We start from the raw sequence: 20,738 nt of genomic DNA, 5'->3' as shown, positions 1-20,738 counted from the left end.
ATAGCTATATTTGTCTTATTTAGTCGTTCATTTTTACAATATATTTCATTTTTTAAGATATATTACATTTATTAAATACATTTTTTGCCTTACATAGTATAAATAGTATATTTTTAAGCTAAAACTTTAATATGGTAAAGTGATAAATGGCTAAATTTTCTATATCAATTTCTCAATATCTTCTTTATTAAATTCATATATTTTATTACAGAAGTTGCATTTTAATTCCTCTTTTTTACCTTCATTGTAAAGTTTTCTTAGTTCTTCTTTTCCTATACTAATTAAAGCCTTTTCTACTTTTTCTCTAGAACAATCGCATTGATATTTCGGTTCTAATTCCTCTAAAATTTTTAAATCCATATCATCGAATAAAAAGTTTAAAACATCTTCTAAAGACTTCCCTTTAGAAAAATTACTAGTCAGTGATCCTAAATCTTGAAGTCTATAAGTAATCAAATCTGCTAGCATTTCATCTGCTCCAGGCATAAGCTGAATAATTATTCCCCCTGAATTTTTTATAGTTCCATCTCTGTCAACTAAAACTCCCAAAGCTACTGCAGATGGGGTTTGTTCCGAAACTGTAAAGAAATATGCTATATCTTCCGCAATTTCTCCAGAATAAATTCCTACTTGTCCTACGTATGGTTCTTTTAACCCCATATCCTTAATGACTATTAATGAACCATCCTTTCCCACTGCCCCTCCAACATCCAATTTACCTTGCTTATTTGCAGGCAAATCTACTGAAGGATTACTAATATATCCTTTTACTCTTCCATTACTATAAGCTGTAACTATTATTGGTCCTGCTGGTCCATTTCCATTTATTTTAATAGTCATTACATCCTTTTCAGATTTTAGCATTGTTCCCATAATTGCCCCAGCAGTAAGCATTCTACCAAAAGCAGCTGCCGCAGTAGGAGCACAATTATGCAGCTTTACTCCAGTATTAACTAGTTCTTCAGTATAAGCAGCAATAATTCTCACTTGTCCCTTGTTTGCTAAAGCCTTAATAATTCTATCCGCCATTGCATTAACCTCCTCTTATTTTTGAACTATATAGGCTATTCTCTCTGTATCTGCATTTATTGCATCATAACAGTAATTGTCAAGTTTTTTTATTATCTTATAGCCAAGTCCTAATAATAATTTATCTATAGTTTCGTCCTCGTATGCCCTTTCTACATGGTGCTCATCAAATCTTCTGTAAACGTCCTTTTCCCTTATAAAAAATGTAAGATACATATTAACTATATTTTCTTCTAAAACGTTTTCCCATATATAAACAATATTATCATCATCATAATTAAATAGGTTATTTCCTAACACGTTAGTTAATTTATAGTAAGAATTTATATCGAAAATAAATACTCCATCATCCTTTAAATGATTATATACTCCTAAAAAATACTGTTTTAAATCCTCAAGTTCAAGTATGTAGTTCGTTGAATCTAAAACACAAGTGACTAAGTCAAATTTAGTATTTAAATTAAGACTACTTATATCTTGGCACACAAATTTTGCTTTTATCTTTTCATTTCTAAGCTTAGCTTCAGCTTCACTAAGCATTTCATTTGACATATCTACAGCCCATACATTATTAAAAAATTTCCCTATCTCTTTTGTCATGTTACCAGTTCCACATGCAAGATCTAAATAACTATCTTTGTTTATCTTTAGTTCGTTGCAAATATTTATGATTTTATTTGACCATGCTTTATAATCAATATCTCCATAAAGCAGTTTATCATAAATATGTGCAAATTCCTTATAACAATCCAATACCTTTCCCCCTACTTTATTAAATTACATTAATTTTACAAGAAAGTTAGAAATAAACCATAATATTTATATATTAAAATTATAATTCTCAGATAAATATAATATATTTATGTATTAAAAATCAATAAATTATAGAAAATATTTTTTATCATGTACAATATTGATTTCTTGTACTTTAATTGTATCCATCCATTTCACGAATGATATTGTTATTTGGTACCTTAAGTTCTCTTTTCTTTCTAGTCATTATTCCACCAATTCTCCCTGTTTCTTCGGCAGTCAATGCACCCCATCCAAGCTTATCTACCTTATCTTTTAATCCAAGTTCCTCTGCAATTTCATATTTTATCTTTTCTCTAAGTTTCTCCATTTCGGAAAGTTCCTTATTAGACTTTATCTTAGACTTAATTATCTTTTTTAAAGGTGTCCCACTCACAAAGATTTCTCCTTTCAATCCAATAGAATATAAATTTTTAAATATCTACTTCTAATATTATTTTCCACTGAATATGAAACTTTTATACTTTATTATGTATATAATATTATTATATTTAAGTATTTTTTTGATTATTTCTAAAAAGCATAATAAAGCAATAAAAATAATTGTATTTTTTGCGCCATACGTTGTATAATTATTAGTAATGTGTATATTAAATTTGAATGGGAAATAACTATAATTTTAGATATAGGGGGATTTATTATGCAATACAACGTTGCAGTAGTTGGGGCCACTGGTATGGTTGGTAACAAATTTATTGAAGTTCTAGCTGAAAGGAACTTTCCAATAAAAAACATTTATTTTTTTGCTTCAAAAAGATCAGCTGGAAAAATACTAAAATTTAAGGACGCTGATGTAGTAGTAGAAGAGCTTTGCGAAGAAAACATAAAAAATAAACAGATTGATTTTGCTCTTTTTTCTGCTGGCGGAGATACCAGCTTAAAATTCGCACCAATTTTCGCTAAATATAATGCTGTTGTTATAGACAATAGCAGTGCTTGGAGAATGGATCCTGAAGTTCCATTAGTTGTTCCTGAAGTTAATCCTGAAGCGATAAAGCTTCATAAAGGAATTATTGCTAATCCCAATTGTTCTACAATACAAGCTGTAGTAGCTTTGAAACCTTTAAAAGATAAATATGGAATTAAAAGAATAGTTTATTCTACTTACCAAGCAGTTTCAGGTGCAGGTGTAGCTGGATTTAATGATTTGAAAGAAGGATACCTTGGAAATTCACCGAAGAAATTTCCTTATCCAATAGCAGGAAATGTTCTTCCTCATATTGATTCTTTCTTAGAAAATGGCTATACAAAAGAAGAAATGAAAATGATAAATGAAACTCAGAAGATTATGAACGATTATGACTTAAAAATTACAGCTACTACAGTAAGAGTACCTGTTTTTTATGGTCATAGTGAAAGCATAAACGTGGAATTAAAACAACCTTTCGAAATAAAGGATATCTTCAATCTGTATAGTAATGCACCAGGTGTAATACTAAAAGATGATGTTGAGAACCTAGTTTATCCATTACCAATAGAGGCTGAAGGTCATGACGAAGTTTACGTTGGTAGAATCAGAAGAGATTTTAGTATTGAAAATGGCTTAAATCTATGGGTAGTTGCAGATAACATTAGAAAAGGTGCAGCTTCTAATGCTATTCAAATTGCTGAATGGATGATTTCTCACAAATAAATACATTGTAAGGGGGTACTCAAAATGGCTTTGTTTAAAGGTCCTGGAGTAGCTATTGTTACTCCTTTCAAAGATGATAAAGTTGATTTTAATAAATTAGAAGAATTGTTAAATTGGCATGTTGAAAATGGCACTGCTGCCATAATAATATGCGGCACTACTGGCGAAGCGTCAACCATGTCTGAAGCAGAAAGAAAAGAAACAATTAAATTTACAGTTGATGTAATAAATAAGAGAATACCTGTAATTGCAGGAACTGGAACTAATGATACAGCAAAAAGTGTCAGCATGAGTGTTTGGGCTGAGAGTATAGGAGTTGATGGGCTTTTAGTAATTACTCCATACTATAATAAAACTACTCAAAAGGGAATTTATGAACATTTTAAAGCCATAAACGATAAAGTAAATATTCCTATTGTTGTTTATAATGTTCCTGGAAGAACTGGTTTAAATATAACTCCGAAAACTTTACTAAAGCTTTCTGAATTAAAAAATATAACTGCAATAAAAGAAGCAAGTGGAAACATAAGTCAAATTGCTGAAATGATGTCTTTATGTAGAGGTAAAATAGATCTATACTCAGGAAATGATGATCAAATAATACCTTTACTTTCTCTAGGTGGGCTTGGAGTTATTTCTGTTGTAGCAAATTTATATCCTAAAGAAATTAGCAACATTTGTGATTTATATTTTAATGGTCGCCAAGATGAAGCACTAAAATTGCAATTAGATATGCTTCCAGTTATAAATGCAATGTTTATAGAGGTAAACCCTATTCCTATTAAGACTGCTATGAATTTTAGCGGAATGAATGTAGGTCCTTTAAGACTTCCATTATGTGAAATGGAAGAAGGAAATTTAAAGACATTGAAGGATATTGTAGAAAAGTTCAACTCTTTTAAGGGGGAATAACTTTATGAAAAAAATATTGTTATGTGGATGCTTGGGTAAAATGGGAAGGGTAATTACTCAAAGTATATCAAACTTTCCAAACTTAGAAATAGCTGCTGGTGTTGATATGCAAAAAGACTCTTCTGTAAAATATCCTATATTTGCACATATTTCAGAATGTACTATACCTGTTGATGTGGTTTTGGATTTTTCAAGACCAGAAGCATTAGATTCTTTATTAGATTACTGTTCAAATAAAAATCTTCCTTTAGTCCTATGTACAACTGGATATTCAGAGGAAGCCTTAGAAAAAGTCACAGAATATAGTAATAAAATACCTGTTTTCAAATCAGCTAATATGTCAATAGGAATTAATCTTATTAATGGAATATTAAAAAACATTAGTGCTATGCTTTATAATAACTATGACATTGAAATAATAGAAAAACATCATAATCAAAAGGTTGATTCTCCAAGTGGTACAGCTCTATTATTAGCAAATTCTATAAAAGACTCTATACCAGAAGAAACTAATTTTGTATATGGTCGTGAAGGAATAAAGAAAAGAGAACATAAAGAAATTGGTATTCACGCTGTTAGAGGTGGAAGCATTGTTGGAGATCATCAAATAATTTTTGCTGGGCAAGGAGAAATTATTGAACTTAGCCACTATGCACTTTCCAGGGAAGTTTTTGCCATAGGCGCACTTAAAGCTTCTGAATTTATGTGCGGTAAAGAAAAAGGCTTTTATACAATGGATGATGTATTAAAATAAACTAAAATAGTAGCTTTGAAATAACTTTTCAAAGCTACTATTTTTTCATTTAATTTATATCTATATTTTTTTAATAAATTTTTCTAATCTTATTAATGCTTCTTGCAAGGTCTCCATACTATAAGAGTAGGAAATTCTAAGATACCCTTCTCCACCACTACCAAATGCATTTCCTGGAACCATTGCAATTTTCCCTTCTTTTAAGGCCCTTTCACAAAAAACTTCGCTTTCTAAGTTAAACTTCTTTATACTAGGAAATATGTAGAATGCCCCCTTTGGCATATTTACATCTAATCCAAGGTCAACTAATCCTTTATAAACAAAATCTCTTCTTTTTATGAATTCACTTTTCATGTATTCAACCTCGGGAATACAATTTCTAAGCCCTTCTAATGCTCCCCACTGAACTATAGAAGGAGCACAGGATACATTATATTGATGAACCTTAATTATACCATTCATTAACCTTTCTGCAGCACAAATGTAACCTAACCTTAGACCAGTCATAGAGAACATTTTAGAAAAGCCGCTTACAAGTATAACTTTTTCTCTAATATCCTCAAACTGAGCAATAGAATAATATTCTTTTTCAAAGCTTAAGGAGCTATATATTTCATCACTTATAATTACAATTTCCTTATCTTTTAAAATATTATATAAAGCATCTCTGTCTTCCTTTGTAAGTATCGCTCCAGTTGGATTGCTTGGATAAGAAACTACTATCGCTTTAGGTTTTTCTTTAATTATTAGTTCTTCTAGTTTTTCATAATTAATTGAAAAATCCTCTTTTAATTCATAATTAATAACCTTCCCACCTAGAATTCTTACACAGCTTTCGTAAGCAGGATAAGCTGGTGTTGGTATAAGAACCTTATCTCCTGATTCAATTAAGGTACCAAATACAGAAAAAAGTCCTTCGCTGCCACCTACAGTTAGGCATATTTCTTCTTCATCAAATTTTATTTTAAAACTATTTTTCAAGTATAATGATATTTCTTCTCTTAATACTTCTATACCTGCATTTGCTGTATATTCAGTTCTATTTTTTTCAATAGCGTCAACTATAGCCTCTTTTATTTTAGAAGGCACCTTAAAATCAGGTTGACCAAGAGTTAATGATAGTGCCTCTGGATAGTTTTGAACCTTATTATAAAACTTTCTAATTCCAGATATTTCAATGCTATTTACATTTTTTGATATTATTCCGTTCATATTTTCATCTCCTCGTTCACTGCAATTAATTCCATTTTACTGTAATTGTTTATTTAGGTCCATATTTAATTTCTAATTTGTGTGTTTTTACATATTCTTACTTTTAAATAATTGATTTTTTCATTATAATATAAACTATACTTATTTTTTAAAAGGAGGCTATTTAATGCAATATGATTTAACTAATCCCTATGAAATTGCAAGGTACATAAAAGAAGCTAAAAAAACTACTCCTCTAAAAATCTATATTGATGGAGATTTAAAGGGCTGTGATTTTGGTAATATTGATTGTTTTGGGGATAACAATTTCTATGTACTATTTGGTGAGAGTTCAGATATACTGAATTTTTTAGAAAAATATAAAGGAAAAATTAATAAGTATAGAATGGAACAGGACAGAAGAAATTCTGCAATACCACTATTAGATATAAAATATGTTGATGCTAGAATAGAACCAGGTGCAATAATAAGAGATAAAGTTCTTATCCAAAAAAACGCTGTTATAATGATGGGAGCTGTAATCAATATAGGTTGCGAAATTGGTGAAGGAACAATGGTGGATATGAATGCAGTACTTGGCGCTAGAGCAAAGGTAGGTAAAAACTCCCATATAGGTGCTGGAGCTGTTGTAGCAGGAGTTTTAGAACCGCCAAGCAAATCTCCTTGTGAAATTGGTGATAATGTTTTAATTGGCGCTAATGCAGTTGTTTTAGAAGGAGTTAAAATAGGTTCTAATTCTGTTGTAGCTGCTGGATCCGTTGTAGTAGAAGATGTACCTGAGAACGTAGTTGTTGCAGGCAGTCCAGCTAAAATAATAAAACACGTGGATGAAAAAACTAAAGATAAGACGAAAATACTTGATGATTTAAGAAAATAAATAAAAAATACTTGGCTGGGCCAAGTATTTTTTATTTATTCCGCTATATCTTCTAAAAATTCAATTTCTTGATTAACATTATCATCTGGATTTGCATATTCTAACTTTGATATAGACACTTCATAAGCAGTTTTTGTTAAGGTATCACTTTCACCAATCTTTTTCTGATATTGTCTGCTCTGAAGTCTTCCCCATACCTTTATATTGTCACCTACTCTTAAAGATTTACAAAACCTAGAATTTCTACCCCAAGATATAGTTGGTATATAATCTGATTTGTTATATGGCCTATTAACTGCTAATAAAATATCCGAAATTTCTCTTCCAAAAGGGGTAGTTCTGTATACAGGTTCTTTGCATATATAGCCGTTTAAAAATATTTGGTTTGGATTTTTGCTTTTTTCTATGCAAGGCTGTATATCTCTTGCAAATACCGTTAAGATTAGTCTATTAGAACCATCGATAAATTTGTTATATGACCTAAGCTGTCCTTCAATAACCAAGTCTAATCCTTCTTTGATTTCTAATTCAGTAAGTAGTCTTTCTGAAACTGTAATAGGTAAGATATCGCTTACATCACTTAACCTATTTACTGCAATTTTAAAAGAATAAAACCCTTCTCCATACATGTCGTGACTAAATTCTAAGCCTGATACACAAGTACCTTCTAAATAAATTTTGTTGTTTAACATTAAATTGTCCATCATAACCCATCTCTCCCTTAGTTTCCTTTATTATTTATCTTACTGAAATATAATTATTCAGTTAATTAATAAAATATAACAACCAAATTGAAATAATTAATAAAATTGTTTTTAATTGAAATGCATTATGTAGTATTACAAATAAATACCATCAAAAGCATATTTCCATTATAATACAATTATGAGTTAAATTTCAACACCTTTGTGAAATTTAACCTCAATCTAATTATTTATTTTCTGAACTCCTCTATGATCAATAGAATAGTTGTCTTTATAGATTAGTTCAGAAACAGTTACAAAGCTATAACCTTCTTTTTTTAGATTTTCAATTATTTTAGGTAAAGTCTCAGTAGTGTACTTAGCACCGTTATGGAATAGTATTATAGAACCTGGTTTTACATTTTTAATTACTCTATTAAACTCAATATCAGCCCCTTGTTCTTTCCAATCTATGCTGTCTACATCCCATTGAATAGCGATATGTCTGGTTCTTTCCACTACTTGTACTAAATCTTTGTTATATTCTCCAGATGGGAATCTAAATAACTTAGTATTTGAACCTGTTAATTTTCTTAGTTTTTCATCTCCAAGAGTAATCTCCTTAGTTAATCTTTCTGCTGAAATATTACTCATACTTGGGTGACTATCAGAATGATTTCCTATTTCATTACCTCTTTTATAAATTTCTTTTGTTTCTTCCGGAAATTCATCTACCCATTTTCCAAGCAGGAAAAATGTTGCTTTTACCCCTTCCTTATCTAATATATTTAAGATTTCAATGGTATTATTATTTCCCCAAGTTGAATCAAAAGTTATTGCAACCTTTTTTTCATTAGTTTCCACTGAATATATTGGCGAATAATTCTTTTCTACTAGATTTACACTTATAACATACTTACTTAATAGAAAAGAAGAGATAATAATTAGCATTCCTGCAGTTATACATATGCCAGTAATAAGCTTTTTTGATATTGTAGTAAAAAAAACTATTTTCATATTTCCTCCTTAAAGCTTTTTATTAAATTTATATTTAGTTTATTACTAAATATTACCTATAATCTAATATCCTTCTTACCCAAATATGAAAAAAATTATAAGCACCGATTTATTTCAGTGCTTTTTATGATATAATAATTTAGTAAATAGTCTTAAAGGAGTGAGAATTGTGTATAATACTACCTCAGACTTAGCTGAAGACAAACTTCTTTTACTTTATTTGTTGGAAAAAATTAAACTCCCAATATCAAACAATAAAATAACTCAAATAATTTTAGAGAATAATTTTATCAATTATTTTTCTCTTCAACAATATATAACTGAACTTTTAAATTCTAACTTTATAGACACTATAGAGCAAGAAGGTAAAAATAGAATTGTTATATCCGATAATGGTTTAAAAGTTTTATCATTATTTAGAAATAGAATTTCTGAAAATAAAATAAAAGCAATTGATGCATACTTAGATAATCAGCTTGATGATATTAAAAAGGAAATCTCGGTTTATGCTGAATATACAATTGAAGGCAATAATTATATTGTAAATTTAAAAACTTTAGAGAAAAATTATATTTTAATTGATATAAAATTGAATGTAGCAACCAATAAGCAAGCTCAAGATCTATGTGCAAAGTGGAAGAAAAATTCCTCGGATTTGTATAAAAAATTGCTTCAAGTGCTTATTGATGATTAAATATATGTCATTCCATTAGGTTCACCACCTATGGATATGACTTTTTTATTTTCTCTCTTTATGTCAACTCTAATTAATAAGTTATTATAATTATCCCCCACGTAAATGAAATCTCCAATTTTTATAACGCCCCTTGGCATACCTCCAATATTTATCTTTTTTACTTCGTTGCAGTAATTTATGTCTACAATGCTTACAGTTCCTTCTCCAAAATTGGATACAAAAGTGTATGCTGAATTTACAAACATATCCACAGGATATTTTCCAACCATGACCTTATTTATTTGTTTAAAGCCTTTTAAAGAGATAATACTTATGTTTCCTCTAACATCTGCTCCTAAATTACTTTCACAAATTATAATATGGTTTCCATCTACTGAAAATACTGCTTTCGTTGGGTATGCACCAACCTTTATTTCCTGAATGTTTTTTTTATTCTCTAAATCAATTAAGGTTAGACTATCATTTTCAAAGTTCGAAACTATCATAAGCTTCTTCTGCTTATTTATTTCTATACTATGAGGTAAATTGCCGCAGGGTAATTCCTCATCAATTTTATTTGTAAGTAAATTAAATTCAACTACATAATTTGATTCTCCACAAATAACATACGCCTTATCTTCATACACAACAGCATCATTGCAATGCATTCCAATAAAATGACTTTCTATTTCTTGTTTTTTATATCTATCTATTATGGAAATGCTATTGCTATAATTATTTGCAATAAGTAATTTATCTCCGTATTTACAAATGCCATGTGGTCCTACTCTATCCATTTGAGATGCCTCTAAAGAAATCTTACATTCTTCACTAAATTTATTTAAATCAATTACAGATAAATTATCTGAAGATGTATTACATACATATAAATATTCCTCCACCCGTCTCACCCCCCCTTGTACAATATATGAGATTTTTAATGAATTTGAACCCTTTTTGCAGAGGCTATTATGAGAATTTTACTCCGTAAAATTCTTCAGTAACCAATTCCCAGTAACCAGTTTTTATTAACTCTATTAGCTACTGGTTACTGGTTACTTAAGAAAAATGCCCTGCATTTTTCTTATGCTTCTAATTAAAGATAAAGCCTTGCCTATTTAGGAATAATACTTTATAATATTAAAATCATACATTAAAGTTTTTACTAAGGGGGAGTTTTGCTATGTACACATATAATCCTAAAGGAATTTGTAGTATGCAAATTAATTTTGAAATAGAAAATAATAAATTAAAAAACGTTTCTTTTACAGGTGGTTGTGATGGAAACTTAAAGGGTATTTCTAATTTAGTTGAAGGAATGAATGTGAAAACAGTTTTTGAGAAATGTAAAGGTATTACTTGCGGTAAAAAACCTACATCTTGTCCAGATCAGTTAGCTAAGGCATTAGAAGAATTAGTAATTAAAAAAAATAAGTAAAGAGGCTTGCCTAAGGCTGCTTCTTTACTTATTTCTTTTTAATCTAACTTGGAAACAAATTTATTATCTTTTATATAGAATCTCCATAGAAAATCTTTAGCTTCTTCTGCATAATCAATTCCTATTCTTTTTGAAGATACTATTTCTATTTTTTCTTCCTTTACATTTTGCAAAATGTAAAATTTATCCCCACAAAGATCTTCACCATTAAGCTCTTTCGTAATATTCATTGCCTTACATAGCTTTCCAGGCCCATTTGTTATATTTTTCTTTTCATAGCTATTTAGTTCCTTAAAACTTTTACCATACCTATTTCTGCACATTGTATCAAGTTCGTTAATAGGTTCAATTGCTCTAATAAGTATTGCCTCAGGAAGGTTTTCTTCTGAAGTAACCACATTCATGCAGTAGTACATTCCATATATTAAATATACGTATGCATATCCACCTTCCTTGTACATAACCTTAGTTCTTTCTGTAATTTTACCACTATATGAATGAGCCGCTTTATCCACAGTTCCCATGTAAGCCTCTACTTCCACTATTTTACCTTTAAGTATACTATTTTCATTATTCACCACAAGGTACTTACCTAGTAACTCCTTTGCAACTAACAAGGTGCCCCTTTTGTAAAATTCTCTAGTTAGTTTCTTCATTAATTGAATCTCCTTTAGAATATTTCTATTAAAAATTATATTCTTTTTTAAACACTTATCAGTACTTCCTCATATACTAATATTGATAGGAACTGCCGAGAATCCTATCAATTCAATTTCTCCAAGAAGGGAGGAAATTATAATGAGTAACAACTGCCATCCAATAAGAAGAGATGACAATCTTCTATTCATAATAATATTAATAATATTAATTTGCTGCTTCTGCGGTGGATTAGGTTTTGGTTTCGGTGGATTAGGCTGTGCTGCACCTATATTCTGCTGTTGTTGTTAGTATGTAGCAAATTGGCGGTATATTATGTAATTTTATAATATACCGCTTTTATAAAATGTTATAAATTCCAATAAAATACTAGAATAGCGCAAATTTTGATGATATAATCAATTAAGTTACATATATCAAAAGGAGAGATGCTACTTGATAAACCGTAAAAAAATCCCTTACTTCAACTTAATTCCAATTTTAATTATTGCATTTTTTCTCTTTAAAATTATTAACAACATTGATTATTTTGTTCGTGGATTTGGGTTTATTATATCAATCTTAAGTCCTTTTTTTTGGGCATTTGGAATAGCTTATATATTAAATCCAATGATGGTTTATATAGAAAATAAATTCAAATTAAGAAGAATATTAAGTATAATAGTTGTTTATATTATTGTATTTGGATTTTTAGCCCTCATTGTGAATATAATTTCACCAACTATATCCAAGAATATAAAAGATTTAGTTAATAATACTCCTATTTATTTAAATAAAACACAAGATTGGTTTGAAAATAATTTATCCCATAGCAGCTTTTCTAATAATCCTGAAATAATGAGTTATGCTCATAGAACCTTTAACAGTTACTTGGAGAAATTTACCATGTCACTAAATAGAACTTTAAATTTAGCTTTTAGTAAAGCTATTGCCTTTACTTCTTCATTTTTAAAAATGATTTTTGGTTTCATAATAGCTGTTTATATTCTTAAAGATAAAGAAAACTTTATAAAGAATGCAAAAAAGTTTCTTTTTGCAATGTTTAATAAAGATTCTGTTGAATCCTTCCTAATCTACGGAAGAGAAGTAAATTCCATATTCTCTCGTTTTATTATCGGAAAAGCAATAGACTCCACAATAATAGGTATTCTATGTGCTATTGGATTATCAATAATTGACGTACCATATGCTCTCTTAATCAGTCTAATAGTTGGAGTTACAAATATGATCCCTTACTTTGGACCATTTATTGGAATGATTCCAGGCGTTACAATTACTCTCTTTTATAGTCCTATTGTTGCACTAAAAGTACTTTTATTTATTTTCCTTCTTCAACAATTTGACGGCTGGTATTTAGGCCCTAAAATCCTTGGAGAACAAGTTGGTGTAAGTCCTTTTTGGATTATTCTGGCTATAATTGTAGGTGGAGGTACCTTTGGAGTTTTAGGTATGTTCTTGGGAGTACCTTTTATTGCTATTATAAAAATAACTCTCCAAAGGTATATTGATAAACGCTTAGCAGAAAAGAGTAAAGAAAATAATACTAAACCAGATGTTTATTAGTAATCACCTTTCTCATATCTCCAATCATGTAAAGTGAGCCAGAAATCAATAATAAATCATCTTCACTGCAATAACTAATAGCCTTTTCATAGGCTTTTTTATAATCCTCTATGGCTTCACAATTTGTATTGTATTTTTCCACTTCACTCTTTAAAGTAGCTGCTAGCTCCCCTCTATCACTGTGAGGAGTAACACAAATGATTCTTTTAGCAATAGGAGCTATAATCCTAATCATAGCTTCTACTTGCTTATCAGCTAAAATCCCAAGTATCAAGACTACATCTTTATAATTTAAGTATTCTTCAAGACTTTCCCTTAACTTAACAATACCATCAATATTATGAGCACCATCTATAATAGTTAAAGGTCTTCTTTCTAATATTTCCATTCTACCAATCCATTTAACCTTACTTAGTCCTTTTTCTATAGCTTCATTAGAAATCTCAATGCCTAAGCGTTTAAGCTCTTCAATTGAATAAATTACTGTAGCACAGTTTAAAATTTGGTGTCTACCTAGTAAAGTTAAACTAATATTATACTTATTATCTTTTGTATCTATTTTAATATCTTGAACCCTAATGATCTTATCATTAAATATAGCGTCTCTTACCCCTAATAATTTAGCAGAATTTGCTGGAACCTTAATAAGCCTAGTTCCTTTTTCTAAAGAAACTTTTTCTATAACCCTCTCTGCTTCTTCCTCTTGAGGATAAAGAATTACTGGAACAGTCTCTTTAATTATCCCTGCCTTCTCATAAGCTATTTCTGATAAGGTGTTTCCTAAAACATTCATGTGATCATAGCTTATTGAAGTAATTATACTTAAAATAGGAGTAATTAAATTTGTTGAATCAAGTCTTCCTCCAAGTCCTACTTCTATTACTGCAAAATCTACAGCTTGTTTATAAAAATAAAGAAGCCCTGCACAGGTTATTACTTCAAATTGAGTTGGATTATCATATCCAAGCTCTATTACCTTCTCTACAGCATTAGCAACTTTTGAAATCACTTCTGCTAATTCATCTTTAGGAATGTTTAAATTATTAATTTGAATTCTCTCTTCAAATTCTTCAATAAAGGGTGAAGTATACATTCCTACCTTATACCCATTTTCTATTAAAATTTTTGATATCATGGCTGTGGTAGATCCCTTGCCATTTGTCCCTGCAATGTGTATACACCTAAGCTTTTCTTGTGGATTTCCCAGTAGCTCTAATATCTTTCCTGTTCTACTTAACCCTAATTTCATGCTAAATTTCGCTAAATCATCTATGTATTCCATAGCTTCTAAATAATTCACTATAACTTCCTCTCTTCATTTTTAATAATTACTTTTAAAAACGCTGATATTTATCATATCAGCGCCTAGATTATTTTGTTATTTATCTTTTTAGACTTTCTATTCTTTCCAACACCGCTTTGTACATTTCTTTATATTTTTCGCCTTTTTCTTTCTCTTCTTGAACAACAGAAGCAGGTGCTTTGCTTACAAACTTTTCATTTGAAAGCTTCTTTTCAACCCTGTCAATTTCACTTTGAAGCTTATCTTTTTCCTTGTTAAGTCTTTCTAATTCCTTCTCTAAATCTACTAAATCTAATAAAGGCATGAATAATTCTGCACCTTTAATAACTGCTGATACAGAGTTTTCTGGAATTTCTTCTTTTGAGCTTACAAACTCAACCTCTGAAGCAGAAGCAAGTTTTTCAAAATATATTTTCCCTTCCTCAAAAGCTTCCTTTCCTTCTGTAGCAAATATAATAACCTTTGCTTTTCTTGAAGGTGGTACATTCATTTCAACCCTAACATTTCTCAAAGCCTTAATAGCTTCAATTATGTTGTTCATTTGTGCTTCTACATTTTCATCTTTTAATTCTGCATGAAAAGTAGGCCAGTTAGAAATTACAATAGATTCTTCAGTATTTGGTAAATTAGTGTATATTTCTTCGGTAATATATGGCATAACAGGGTGTAATAATTTTAGTCCTGTTGATAAAACTTCATTTAATACATTTAATACTACACCTTTTGCTTTTTTATCTTCACCATATAATACAGGTTTTACAAGTTCAATATACCAGTCACAGAACTCACTCCACATGAAGTCATATATTTTTTGTGATGCAATTCCTAATTCGAATTTTTCAATGTTTTCTGTTACTTCTTTTACTACAGTATTAATTCTTGATAAAATCCACTTATCAGCAATTGTATATTCCTTGCAATCCTTAAACTCTTCCATTATATCTTTGTCTAAATTCATCATTACAAATCTTGAAGCATTCCAAATTTTATTTGCAAAATTTCTAGCAGCTTCTACTTTTTCTTCATAATATCTTATATCATTACCAGGTGCATTGCCTGTTACAAGCATAAATCTTAAGGCATCTGCTCCATACTTTTCAATTACTTCAAGCGGGTCAACTCCGTTGCCTAGAGATTTTGACATCTTTCTTCCCTGTGAATCTCTAACAATACCATGAATAAGTACTGTATCAAAAGGTATGTCTCCCATACTGTGGAGGCCTGAAAATATCATTCTAGCTACCCAGAAGAAAATAATATCGTACCCTGTAACTAAGGTACTAGTTGGATAGAAGTACTTTAAATCCTCAGTTTTTTCAGGATATCCTAAAGTTGAGAATGGCCATAGTGCTGAACTAAACCAAGTATCAAGAACATCCTCATCTTGAACTAGATTTTTGCTATTGCACTTAAGACAGCAGCTTGGTTCCTCTACAGCTGCAATTACTTCACCGCAGTCTTTACAATACCAAACTGGAATTCTATGTCCCCACCAAAGCTGCCTTGAAATACACCAATCTTGAATGTTTTCCATCCAATTAAAATAAGTCTTTGAAAATCTTTCTGGTACAAATTTAATTGATCCTTCTTTTACTACTTTTATAGCAGGTTCAGCAAGGGGCTGCATTTTTACATACCATTGCTTAGATGTTACAGGTTCTATAATAGTATTACATCTATCATGAGTTCCAACATTATGAGAATGATCTCTTACCTTAACAAGATATCCTTGTTCCTCTAAATCTTCTACTATAGCTTTTCTTGCTTCATATCTATCAAGACCAGAGTATCTGCCATAGCCTTCAGCTATGCTGCCGTCTTTATTCATAATTACAATTTCAGGAAGGTTGTGTCTTTTTCCAACCTCATAATCATTAGGGTCATGTGCTGGAGTAATTTTAACCGCACCAGTTCCAAACTCCATATCTACATAATCATCTGTAATTATAGGTATCTCTCTATTAACTAGAGGTAGCATTAAAGTCCTTCCAACTAAATGAGAGTATCTTGTATCCTTTGGATTTACTGCAACAGCAGTATCTCCAAGCATTGTCTCAGGTCTAGTTGTGGCAATTTCTATAGTTTCCTCTGAACCTACTACCGGATATTTAATATGCCAGAAGTGCCCTTCTTTTTCTTCGTATTCTATTTCAGCATCTGAAATTGCTGTTTGGCATTTAGGACACCAGTTTACTATTCTGTTTCCTTTATAAATTAAGCCTTCATTATATAAATCAACAAATACTTGTCTAACTGCCTTACTTAAGCCTTCATCCATAGTAAATCTCTCTCTTGTATAGTCAGCAGATATTCCTAACTTGTTATATTGATTTTTTATTTTTTCTCTGTATTTATCTGACCATTCCCATACTTTTTCTAGGAAAGCTTCTCTCCCCATCTCTTTTTTATTAAAGCCTTGTTTAATTAGCTCTTTTTCAACTCTTACCTCTGTCGCAATACTTGCATGGTCCTCTCCTGGCAGCCATAAAGCACTATATCCCTGCATTCTTTTAGTCCTAATTAGAAAATCTTGAAGAGTTCCATCAAGTGCATGACCTAAATGTAATTGTCCTGTAATATTTGGTGGGGGCATCATAATAGTATAAGGCTTTTTCTTCTCGTCTACTTTCGGAGTAAAATAACCTTTATTTTCCCACTCCTTATAAATTCTATCTTCAAATTCTTTTGGATCATAGGTTTTTGCAATATTTAATTCAGTCATATTTATTCCTCCTCATTTATAACATATAAAATTCCAATACAAATAAAAAAAGCATTGACCTCCCAAAGGACGACAATGCGCGATACCACCTTAATTCCTGCAATAAATACAGGCATCTTAATCTATTAACGATGTAATCTAATCCACCGTCTTTATCTACTAAAATTCGATAAAGAAGCTCCAAAGCTACCTTCAAGATATTTTGTATAGAAAGTCTTTCAGCCTCAAACTTTCCTCTCTTAATACTCCTGTATCTTTACTCCTCTTTTTCACTGCTAGTAAACTATATACAATTATTTTTTATTATACATCTATTTTAAAAACTGTCAAGAGCACGGTTTTAAGAAAAATGCGTCGCATTTTTCTTAAGTAACCAGTGACCAGTTGCCAGTAGAATTAATAAAACTGGTTACTGGGAATTGGTTACTGTTTACTAAGAATTTTACCTTGTAAAATTCTTATGTTCTCACTTAAATAACTCGCTTTGAATATTGTAATATTATAACCCAAATCATTATAAATATATACTATATAAAATTATATCTCTTTAATTAAATAAAGATAAATGAGGTATTATATATGGAAGAAGCTATACTAACAGGAGTAGATTTATGTAATTCAAAAATAATACATCACAGCAAAAAAGAAAAAATCTACCTTACCTCCGATAATAAAATCATTAAAATATGCAAAAATACTGATGAATGTAGGCGAGAATATTTAATTTTACGTTATTGTCAAGAAAATAAGTACTTTCCAAAAGTTTATGAATATAGATTAGGATACATTATAAGAGAATATATAAGCGGCACATGTTTAATAGATTATATAAAAAAGTATAGTCTTTCTGAAACTATGGCTTTAGCTTTAGTTGATTTGATAGATAATTTCAAGCTTTTAGAATTTACAAGATTGGATACAGGTATTTCTCATATTTTCATAACTGATGACAATAAATTAAAAGTAATAGGATTAAAAAACAATTTTATTAAAAAGGAAAAATACCCTAAGCATATGATATCTGGCTTAAGAAATTTAAAAGTATCAAAGAAGTTTTTTAAGATTTTAAAAAAAGAAAGACCTGAATTATATGATGTTTGGAGAAGCTAATTCTCTATGCCTAATGATGAAAGGAGATGACTTATGTCACCTCCTTTCTGATTTAGACTTGTACTACCTTGCAAGTTTTACCTCAACTAAATTAGAATGTTGTGGATTTCCTTTTGCTAGTGGTGTTGGTTTAGATGTTGTGAGTACGTTAATAGATCCTCTTTGATCAATTCCCCCGCTATCAGGGGTATACCAAGCTCCCTGAGAAACTGCAACAACTCCTTCTACGATTCTTTCCGTAACAAAAGCTGGAATATGAATCACACCTCTGTCATTCCATATTTCAACTAAATCATTATTTTTAATATTACGTCTTTCAGCATCCTTAGCATTAATCCAAGCTCTCTGTTTTTCAATTTTTTCCAATGCAGAATTGCTATCATGAGTAGAATGGGTTCTACGTTTTGTATGCCATCCTATTAATTGTAATGAATATTTCTTTCTTAAAGCATCATCTACTCCCTCAAAAGAAGCTACATACTTAGGAATGGCAGGAATCTCCTCTGGTTTATTCATTTTAAATAAAGTTTCTGAAAAAATTTCAATTTTACCAGAAGGTGTTGGAAATGGATTTTGTTCTAAATCTTCTATCTGTTTCTTAAAAGCAATAACTGTAGGATTATTTTTGTACTGGTATCCACCATTAGACGCAAAAATTTCAAATTCCGGCAGTTCACTTTCTTTTTTTCTCAAAGCTTCATAAAGTGTTTTTAACCAATCCCGTACACTATTATGGCCTTCAGTAAATTGCCCTTTTAAATTTAGTCCTTCTGCAACCTCACACAGCCAATCATATTCAAAACGGCATTCATAAAGTGGTTCAATTACCTTTTGATTATATAAAAGATAATCTCCATATCCCCAGGGCATAGTTATGTTTTCTCCTTCGAACATGGAGGTTCCAGGAAGCAAAATATCTGCAAACTTTGCACTAGGTGTCATGAATAAGTCAGAACAAACTATAAATTCACATTTTGAAGTATCCTTTAAAATTTCAATAGTTCTGTTAATATCTGAATGCTGATTTAGTAGTGTATTACTTGCTAAATTTAATATCATTTTGATATTCCCATCCAGCCTTTCCGATCCTCTTACTCCATCATTCTTTGAGGTCATTTCACTTCCTCTAATAATAGCATCTGTCCATAAAAAGCAAGGAATTTTAGCTTTATATGGATTTTCTTTTACAGGGAAACTCGGGCTTTTATGCCTCTCTACTGAACCCATTCCACAGGCCCATCCTCCAGATATTCCAACATTACCTGTTATACAAGCAAGCATTGTTCCACTTCTTACATTTTGTTCTCCATTTGCATGCCTTTGAGGTCCATAGCCTTGTACTAGTGCAGCTGGCTTACTAGTTGCATACTCTCTTGCAAGTTTAATAATAGTATCCTCATCAACTCCAGTAATTTTCGCTGCCCATTTTGGAGTTTTAGCAATACCATCTTTTTCTCCTAACAAATATGATAAATAGCTCTCTTTACCATCATATCCCTCTGGCATATGCTTACTATCAAATCCTATACAATACTTATCCATAAAAGCTTGATCATGTAAATTCTCAGTATATATAGTATATGCCATTCCATCCATAAGAGCGCTGTCTGTTGCAGGTTTTAATCCTATCCACCGATCTGCAAATGCTTTTGCTGTATCACTGTAACGAGGATTAACCACAATTATTTTCGCTCCAGCTTCTTTCGCCTGTTTCAAATGCCACAAGGCAGTACCAAACCTGGTTTCTACAGGATTGTGTCCCCATAGTATAATTAACTTTGAATTAACCCAATCTTCAAGGCTGTTTCCTGTTAAATTTGTCCCATATGTGTACGGTGTGGCAGTACTAATACATGCTGTACTGTAGCTGTTATAACTATCTAAAAATCCACCATCTAAAGCTAATAAACGTTTAGCGAGAACATTTCCCTTCATTAATGCACTTACACCTGTAGCATAATTTACATACCTAGATCCTACACCATAGGTCTTCTTTATTCTTTTCCATTCAGCTATAATAATATCTACCGCTTCTTTCCAAGAAATTCGGACGAACTTTCCTTCTCCACGTTCACCAACTCGTTTCATTGGATATTTTAAGCGATTATCTCCCAAAAAAGTTTCTATATACTGCTTACCCCTTGTGCAGGAACAAAGTGGTGGTGTGCCATTTTTTCCATCACTGGAATCAGTAGTCAATTTAACTATCTTACCATCAACTACATGAGCTTTAATAATACATCTCCCACCACAATTATTTATTCCTGATGTTAAGTATACCTTTTCCATGCCTATTCTCCACCTAACTTGTATATCTTCAGTTGGACTAATTATAACAT

20 protein-coding genes and 1 other annotated feature are annotated in these 20,738 nt (G+C 30.6%); of the genes, 9 read left to right on the top strand and 11 right to left on the bottom strand.

Features of this window, described 5'->3' with window-relative positions:
• Nucleotides 1-159: 159 nt before the first annotated feature.
• From hslO to CLHOM_RS06960, 3 genes are all read right to left on the bottom strand, one after another.
• On the bottom strand, nt 160-1,029 hold the full coding sequence (hslO, locus tag CLHOM_RS06970; protein WP_052220981.1) for an Hsp33 family molecular chaperone HslO: 870 nt from the start codon (nt 1,027-1,029) through the stop codon (nt 160-162).
• A 15-nt stretch (nt 1,030-1,044) separates the two neighbouring features.
• Entirely contained in the window at nt 1,045-1,782 is a 738-nt protein-coding gene (locus CLHOM_RS06965; protein WP_052220980.1) for a class I SAM-dependent DNA methyltransferase, read from the bottom strand.
• Nucleotides 1,783-1,957: 175 nt separating this feature from the next.
• Nucleotides 1,958-2,218 carry an alpha/beta-type small acid-soluble spore protein gene (locus CLHOM_RS06960; protein ID WP_052220979.1) on the bottom strand — a complete coding sequence of 87 codons (261 nt, stop codon included), beginning with the start codon at nt 2,216-2,218 and terminating at the stop codon, nt 1,958-1,960.
• A 264-nt stretch (nt 2,219-2,482) separates the two neighbouring features.
• Between CLHOM_RS06960 and CLHOM_RS06955 the strand changes: the two genes are divergently transcribed.
• From CLHOM_RS06955 to dapB, 3 genes are read left to right on the top strand one after another with little or no spacing between them, the layout of a single operon-like run.
• The gene (locus CLHOM_RS06955) at nt 2,483-3,475 is read left to right on the top strand and encodes an aspartate-semialdehyde dehydrogenase (RefSeq protein WP_052220978.1); all 993 of its coding nucleotides are present in this window, start codon (nt 2,483-2,485) and stop codon (nt 3,473-3,475) included.
• A 24-nt stretch (nt 3,476-3,499) separates the two neighbouring features.
• A complete protein-coding gene (gene dapA, locus CLHOM_RS06950; protein WP_052220977.1) occupies nt 3,500-4,387 on the top strand; it encodes a 4-hydroxy-tetrahydrodipicolinate synthase in 888 nt (295 codons plus the stop codon).
• Between the two features lie 4 nt (nt 4,388-4,391).
• Nucleotides 4,392-5,141 carry a 4-hydroxy-tetrahydrodipicolinate reductase gene (gene dapB, locus CLHOM_RS06945; protein ID WP_052220976.1) on the top strand — a complete coding sequence of 250 codons (750 nt, stop codon included), beginning with the start codon at nt 4,392-4,394 and terminating at the stop codon, nt 5,139-5,141.
• A gap of 60 nt (nt 5,142-5,201) precedes the next feature.
• Here dapB and CLHOM_RS06940 read toward each other — a convergent pair whose 3' ends face one another.
• On the bottom strand, nt 5,202-6,353 hold the full coding sequence (locus CLHOM_RS06940; protein ID WP_052220975.1) for a pyridoxal phosphate-dependent aminotransferase: 1,152 nt from the start codon (nt 6,351-6,353) through the stop codon (nt 5,202-5,204).
• A 166-nt stretch (nt 6,354-6,519) separates the two neighbouring features.
• Between CLHOM_RS06940 and dapD the strand changes: the two genes are divergently transcribed.
• Nucleotides 6,520-7,230 carry a 2,3,4,5-tetrahydropyridine-2,6-dicarboxylate N-acetyltransferase gene (gene dapD, locus CLHOM_RS06935; protein ID WP_052220974.1) on the top strand — a complete coding sequence of 237 codons (711 nt, stop codon included), beginning with the start codon at nt 6,520-6,522 and terminating at the stop codon, nt 7,228-7,230.
• 35 nt (nt 7,231-7,265) lie between these two features.
• Here dapD and CLHOM_RS06930 read toward each other — a convergent pair whose 3' ends face one another.
• Nucleotides 7,266-7,934: a single-stranded DNA-binding protein gene (locus tag CLHOM_RS06930; RefSeq protein ID WP_052221035.1), complete on the bottom strand. Its 669-nt coding sequence runs from the start codon at nt 7,932-7,934 to the stop codon at nt 7,266-7,268.
• A 222-nt stretch (nt 7,935-8,156) separates the two neighbouring features.
• Entirely contained in the window at nt 8,157-8,930 is a 774-nt protein-coding gene (gene pdaB, locus CLHOM_RS06925; protein WP_074782902.1) for a polysaccharide deacetylase family sporulation protein PdaB, read from the bottom strand.
• Between the two features lie 169 nt (nt 8,931-9,099).
• Between pdaB and CLHOM_RS06920 the strand changes: the two genes are divergently transcribed.
• Nucleotides 9,100-9,624: a DUF4364 family protein gene (locus CLHOM_RS06920; RefSeq protein WP_052220973.1), complete on the top strand. Its 525-nt coding sequence runs from the start codon at nt 9,100-9,102 to the stop codon at nt 9,622-9,624.
• On the opposite strand, the gene CLHOM_RS06915 is transcribed toward CLHOM_RS06920, so the two are convergent.
• The gene (locus CLHOM_RS06915; RefSeq protein ID WP_052220972.1) at nt 9,621-10,508 is read right to left on the bottom strand and encodes a YncE family protein; all 888 of its coding nucleotides are present in this window, start codon (nt 10,506-10,508) and stop codon (nt 9,621-9,623) included. The two genes, CLHOM_RS06920 and CLHOM_RS06915, sit on opposite strands and share 4 nt — an antisense overlap.
• Before the next feature lie 281 nt (nt 10,509-10,789).
• On the opposite strand from CLHOM_RS06915, the gene CLHOM_RS06910 reads away from it, so the two are divergent.
• Complete coding sequence (locus tag CLHOM_RS06910; RefSeq protein ID WP_052220971.1) at nt 10,790-11,044, top strand: TIGR03905 family TSCPD domain-containing protein; 255 nt, start codon at nt 10,790-10,792, stop codon at nt 11,042-11,044.
• Between the two features lie 38 nt (nt 11,045-11,082).
• On the opposite strand, the gene CLHOM_RS06905 is transcribed toward CLHOM_RS06910, so the two are convergent.
• Nucleotides 11,083-11,700 (bottom strand): DNA-3-methyladenine glycosylase, encoded by a 618-nt coding sequence (locus tag CLHOM_RS06905; RefSeq protein ID WP_052220970.1) that lies wholly within the window; start codon nt 11,698-11,700, stop codon nt 11,083-11,085.
• Between the two features lie 142 nt (nt 11,701-11,842).
• Between CLHOM_RS06905 and CLHOM_RS18480 the strand changes: the two genes are divergently transcribed.
• Together CLHOM_RS18480 and CLHOM_RS06900 are read left to right on the top strand one after the other, a co-directional pair.
• On the top strand, nt 11,843-11,992 hold the full coding sequence (locus tag CLHOM_RS18480) for a hypothetical protein (protein WP_175478668.1): 150 nt from the start codon (nt 11,843-11,845) through the stop codon (nt 11,990-11,992).
• Between the two features lie 144 nt (nt 11,993-12,136).
• Nucleotides 12,137-13,264: an AI-2E family transporter gene (locus CLHOM_RS06900; protein ID WP_175478669.1), complete on the top strand. Its 1,128-nt coding sequence runs from the start codon at nt 12,137-12,139 to the stop codon at nt 13,262-13,264.
• Here CLHOM_RS06900 and CLHOM_RS06895 read toward each other — a convergent pair.
• Nucleotides 13,245-14,564, bottom strand: a complete 1,320-nt coding sequence (locus CLHOM_RS06895) for a bifunctional folylpolyglutamate synthase/dihydrofolate synthase (RefSeq protein WP_175478670.1) — start codon at nt 14,562-14,564, stop codon at nt 13,245-13,247. The two genes, CLHOM_RS06900 and CLHOM_RS06895, sit on opposite strands and share 20 nt — an antisense overlap.
• Before the next feature lie 82 nt (nt 14,565-14,646).
• Entirely contained in the window at nt 14,647-17,289 is a 2,643-nt protein-coding gene (locus CLHOM_RS06890) for a valine--tRNA ligase (protein ID WP_052220969.1), read from the bottom strand.
• Between the two features lie 62 nt (nt 17,290-17,351).
• Nucleotides 17,352-17,571: a binding site (T-box leader), on the bottom strand.
• A gap of 297 nt (nt 17,572-17,868) precedes the next feature.
• Here CLHOM_RS06890 and CLHOM_RS06885 point away from each other — a divergent pair.
• Nucleotides 17,869-18,399, top strand: coding sequence for a hypothetical protein (locus CLHOM_RS06885; protein ID WP_052220968.1), 531 nt, complete (start codon nt 17,869-17,871; stop codon nt 18,397-18,399).
• 63 nt (nt 18,400-18,462) lie between these two features.
• Here the strand turns inward: CLHOM_RS06885 and CLHOM_RS06880 are convergent, their stop codons facing one another.
• On the bottom strand, nt 18,463-20,688 hold the full coding sequence (locus CLHOM_RS06880; protein ID WP_082204378.1) for a DMSO/selenate family reductase complex A subunit: 2,226 nt from the start codon (nt 20,686-20,688) through the stop codon (nt 18,463-18,465).
• Between the last annotated feature and the right edge of the window lie 50 nt (nt 20,689-20,738).

The sequence above is a fragment of the Clostridium homopropionicum DSM 5847 genome, from assembly GCF_001263795.1.
GTDB lineage: Bacteria > Bacillota > Clostridia > Clostridiales > Clostridiaceae > Clostridium_H > Clostridium_H homopropionicum.
Note: the sequence above shows the minus strand (reverse complement) of the source record. Positions and strands in the feature narration are given on the sequence as shown.

Coding starts and splice junctions, on each gene's coding strand:
- hslO (WP_052220981.1), bottom strand. CDS start 1,029: ATGGCGGATAGAATTATTAAGGCTTTAGCAAACAAGGGACAAGTGAGA.
- CLHOM_RS06955 (WP_052220978.1), top strand. CDS start 2,483: ATGCAATACAACGTTGCAGTAGTTGGGGCCACTGGTATGGTTGGTAAC.
- dapA (WP_052220977.1), top strand. CDS start 3,500: ATGGCTTTGTTTAAAGGTCCTGGAGTAGCTATTGTTACTCCTTTCAAA.
- dapB (WP_052220976.1), top strand. CDS start 4,392: ATGAAAAAAATATTGTTATGTGGATGCTTGGGTAAAATGGGAAGGGTA.
- CLHOM_RS06940 (WP_052220975.1), bottom strand. CDS start 6,353: ATGAACGGAATAATATCAAAAAATGTAAATAGCATTGAAATATCTGGA.
- dapD (WP_052220974.1), top strand. CDS start 6,520: ATGCAATATGATTTAACTAATCCCTATGAAATTGCAAGGTACATAAAA.
- CLHOM_RS06930 (WP_052221035.1), bottom strand. CDS start 7,934: ATGGACAATTTAATGTTAAACAACAAAATTTATTTAGAAGGTACTTGT.
- pdaB (WP_074782902.1), bottom strand. CDS start 8,930: ATGAAAATAGTTTTTTTTACTACAATATCAAAAAAGCTTATTACTGGC.
- CLHOM_RS06910 (WP_052220971.1), top strand. CDS start 10,790: ATGTACACATATAATCCTAAAGGAATTTGTAGTATGCAAATTAATTTT.
- CLHOM_RS06905 (WP_052220970.1), bottom strand. CDS start 11,700: ATGAAGAAACTAACTAGAGAATTTTACAAAAGGGGCACCTTGTTAGTT.
- CLHOM_RS18480 (WP_175478668.1), top strand. CDS start 11,843: ATGAGTAACAACTGCCATCCAATAAGAAGAGATGACAATCTTCTATTC.
- CLHOM_RS06890 (WP_052220969.1), bottom strand. CDS start 17,289: ATGACTGAATTAAATATTGCAAAAACCTATGATCCAAAAGAATTTGAA.
- CLHOM_RS06885 (WP_052220968.1), top strand. CDS start 17,869: ATGGAAGAAGCTATACTAACAGGAGTAGATTTATGTAATTCAAAAATA.
- CLHOM_RS06880 (WP_082204378.1), bottom strand. CDS start 20,688: ATGGAAAAGGTATACTTAACATCAGGAATAAATAATTGTGGTGGGAGA.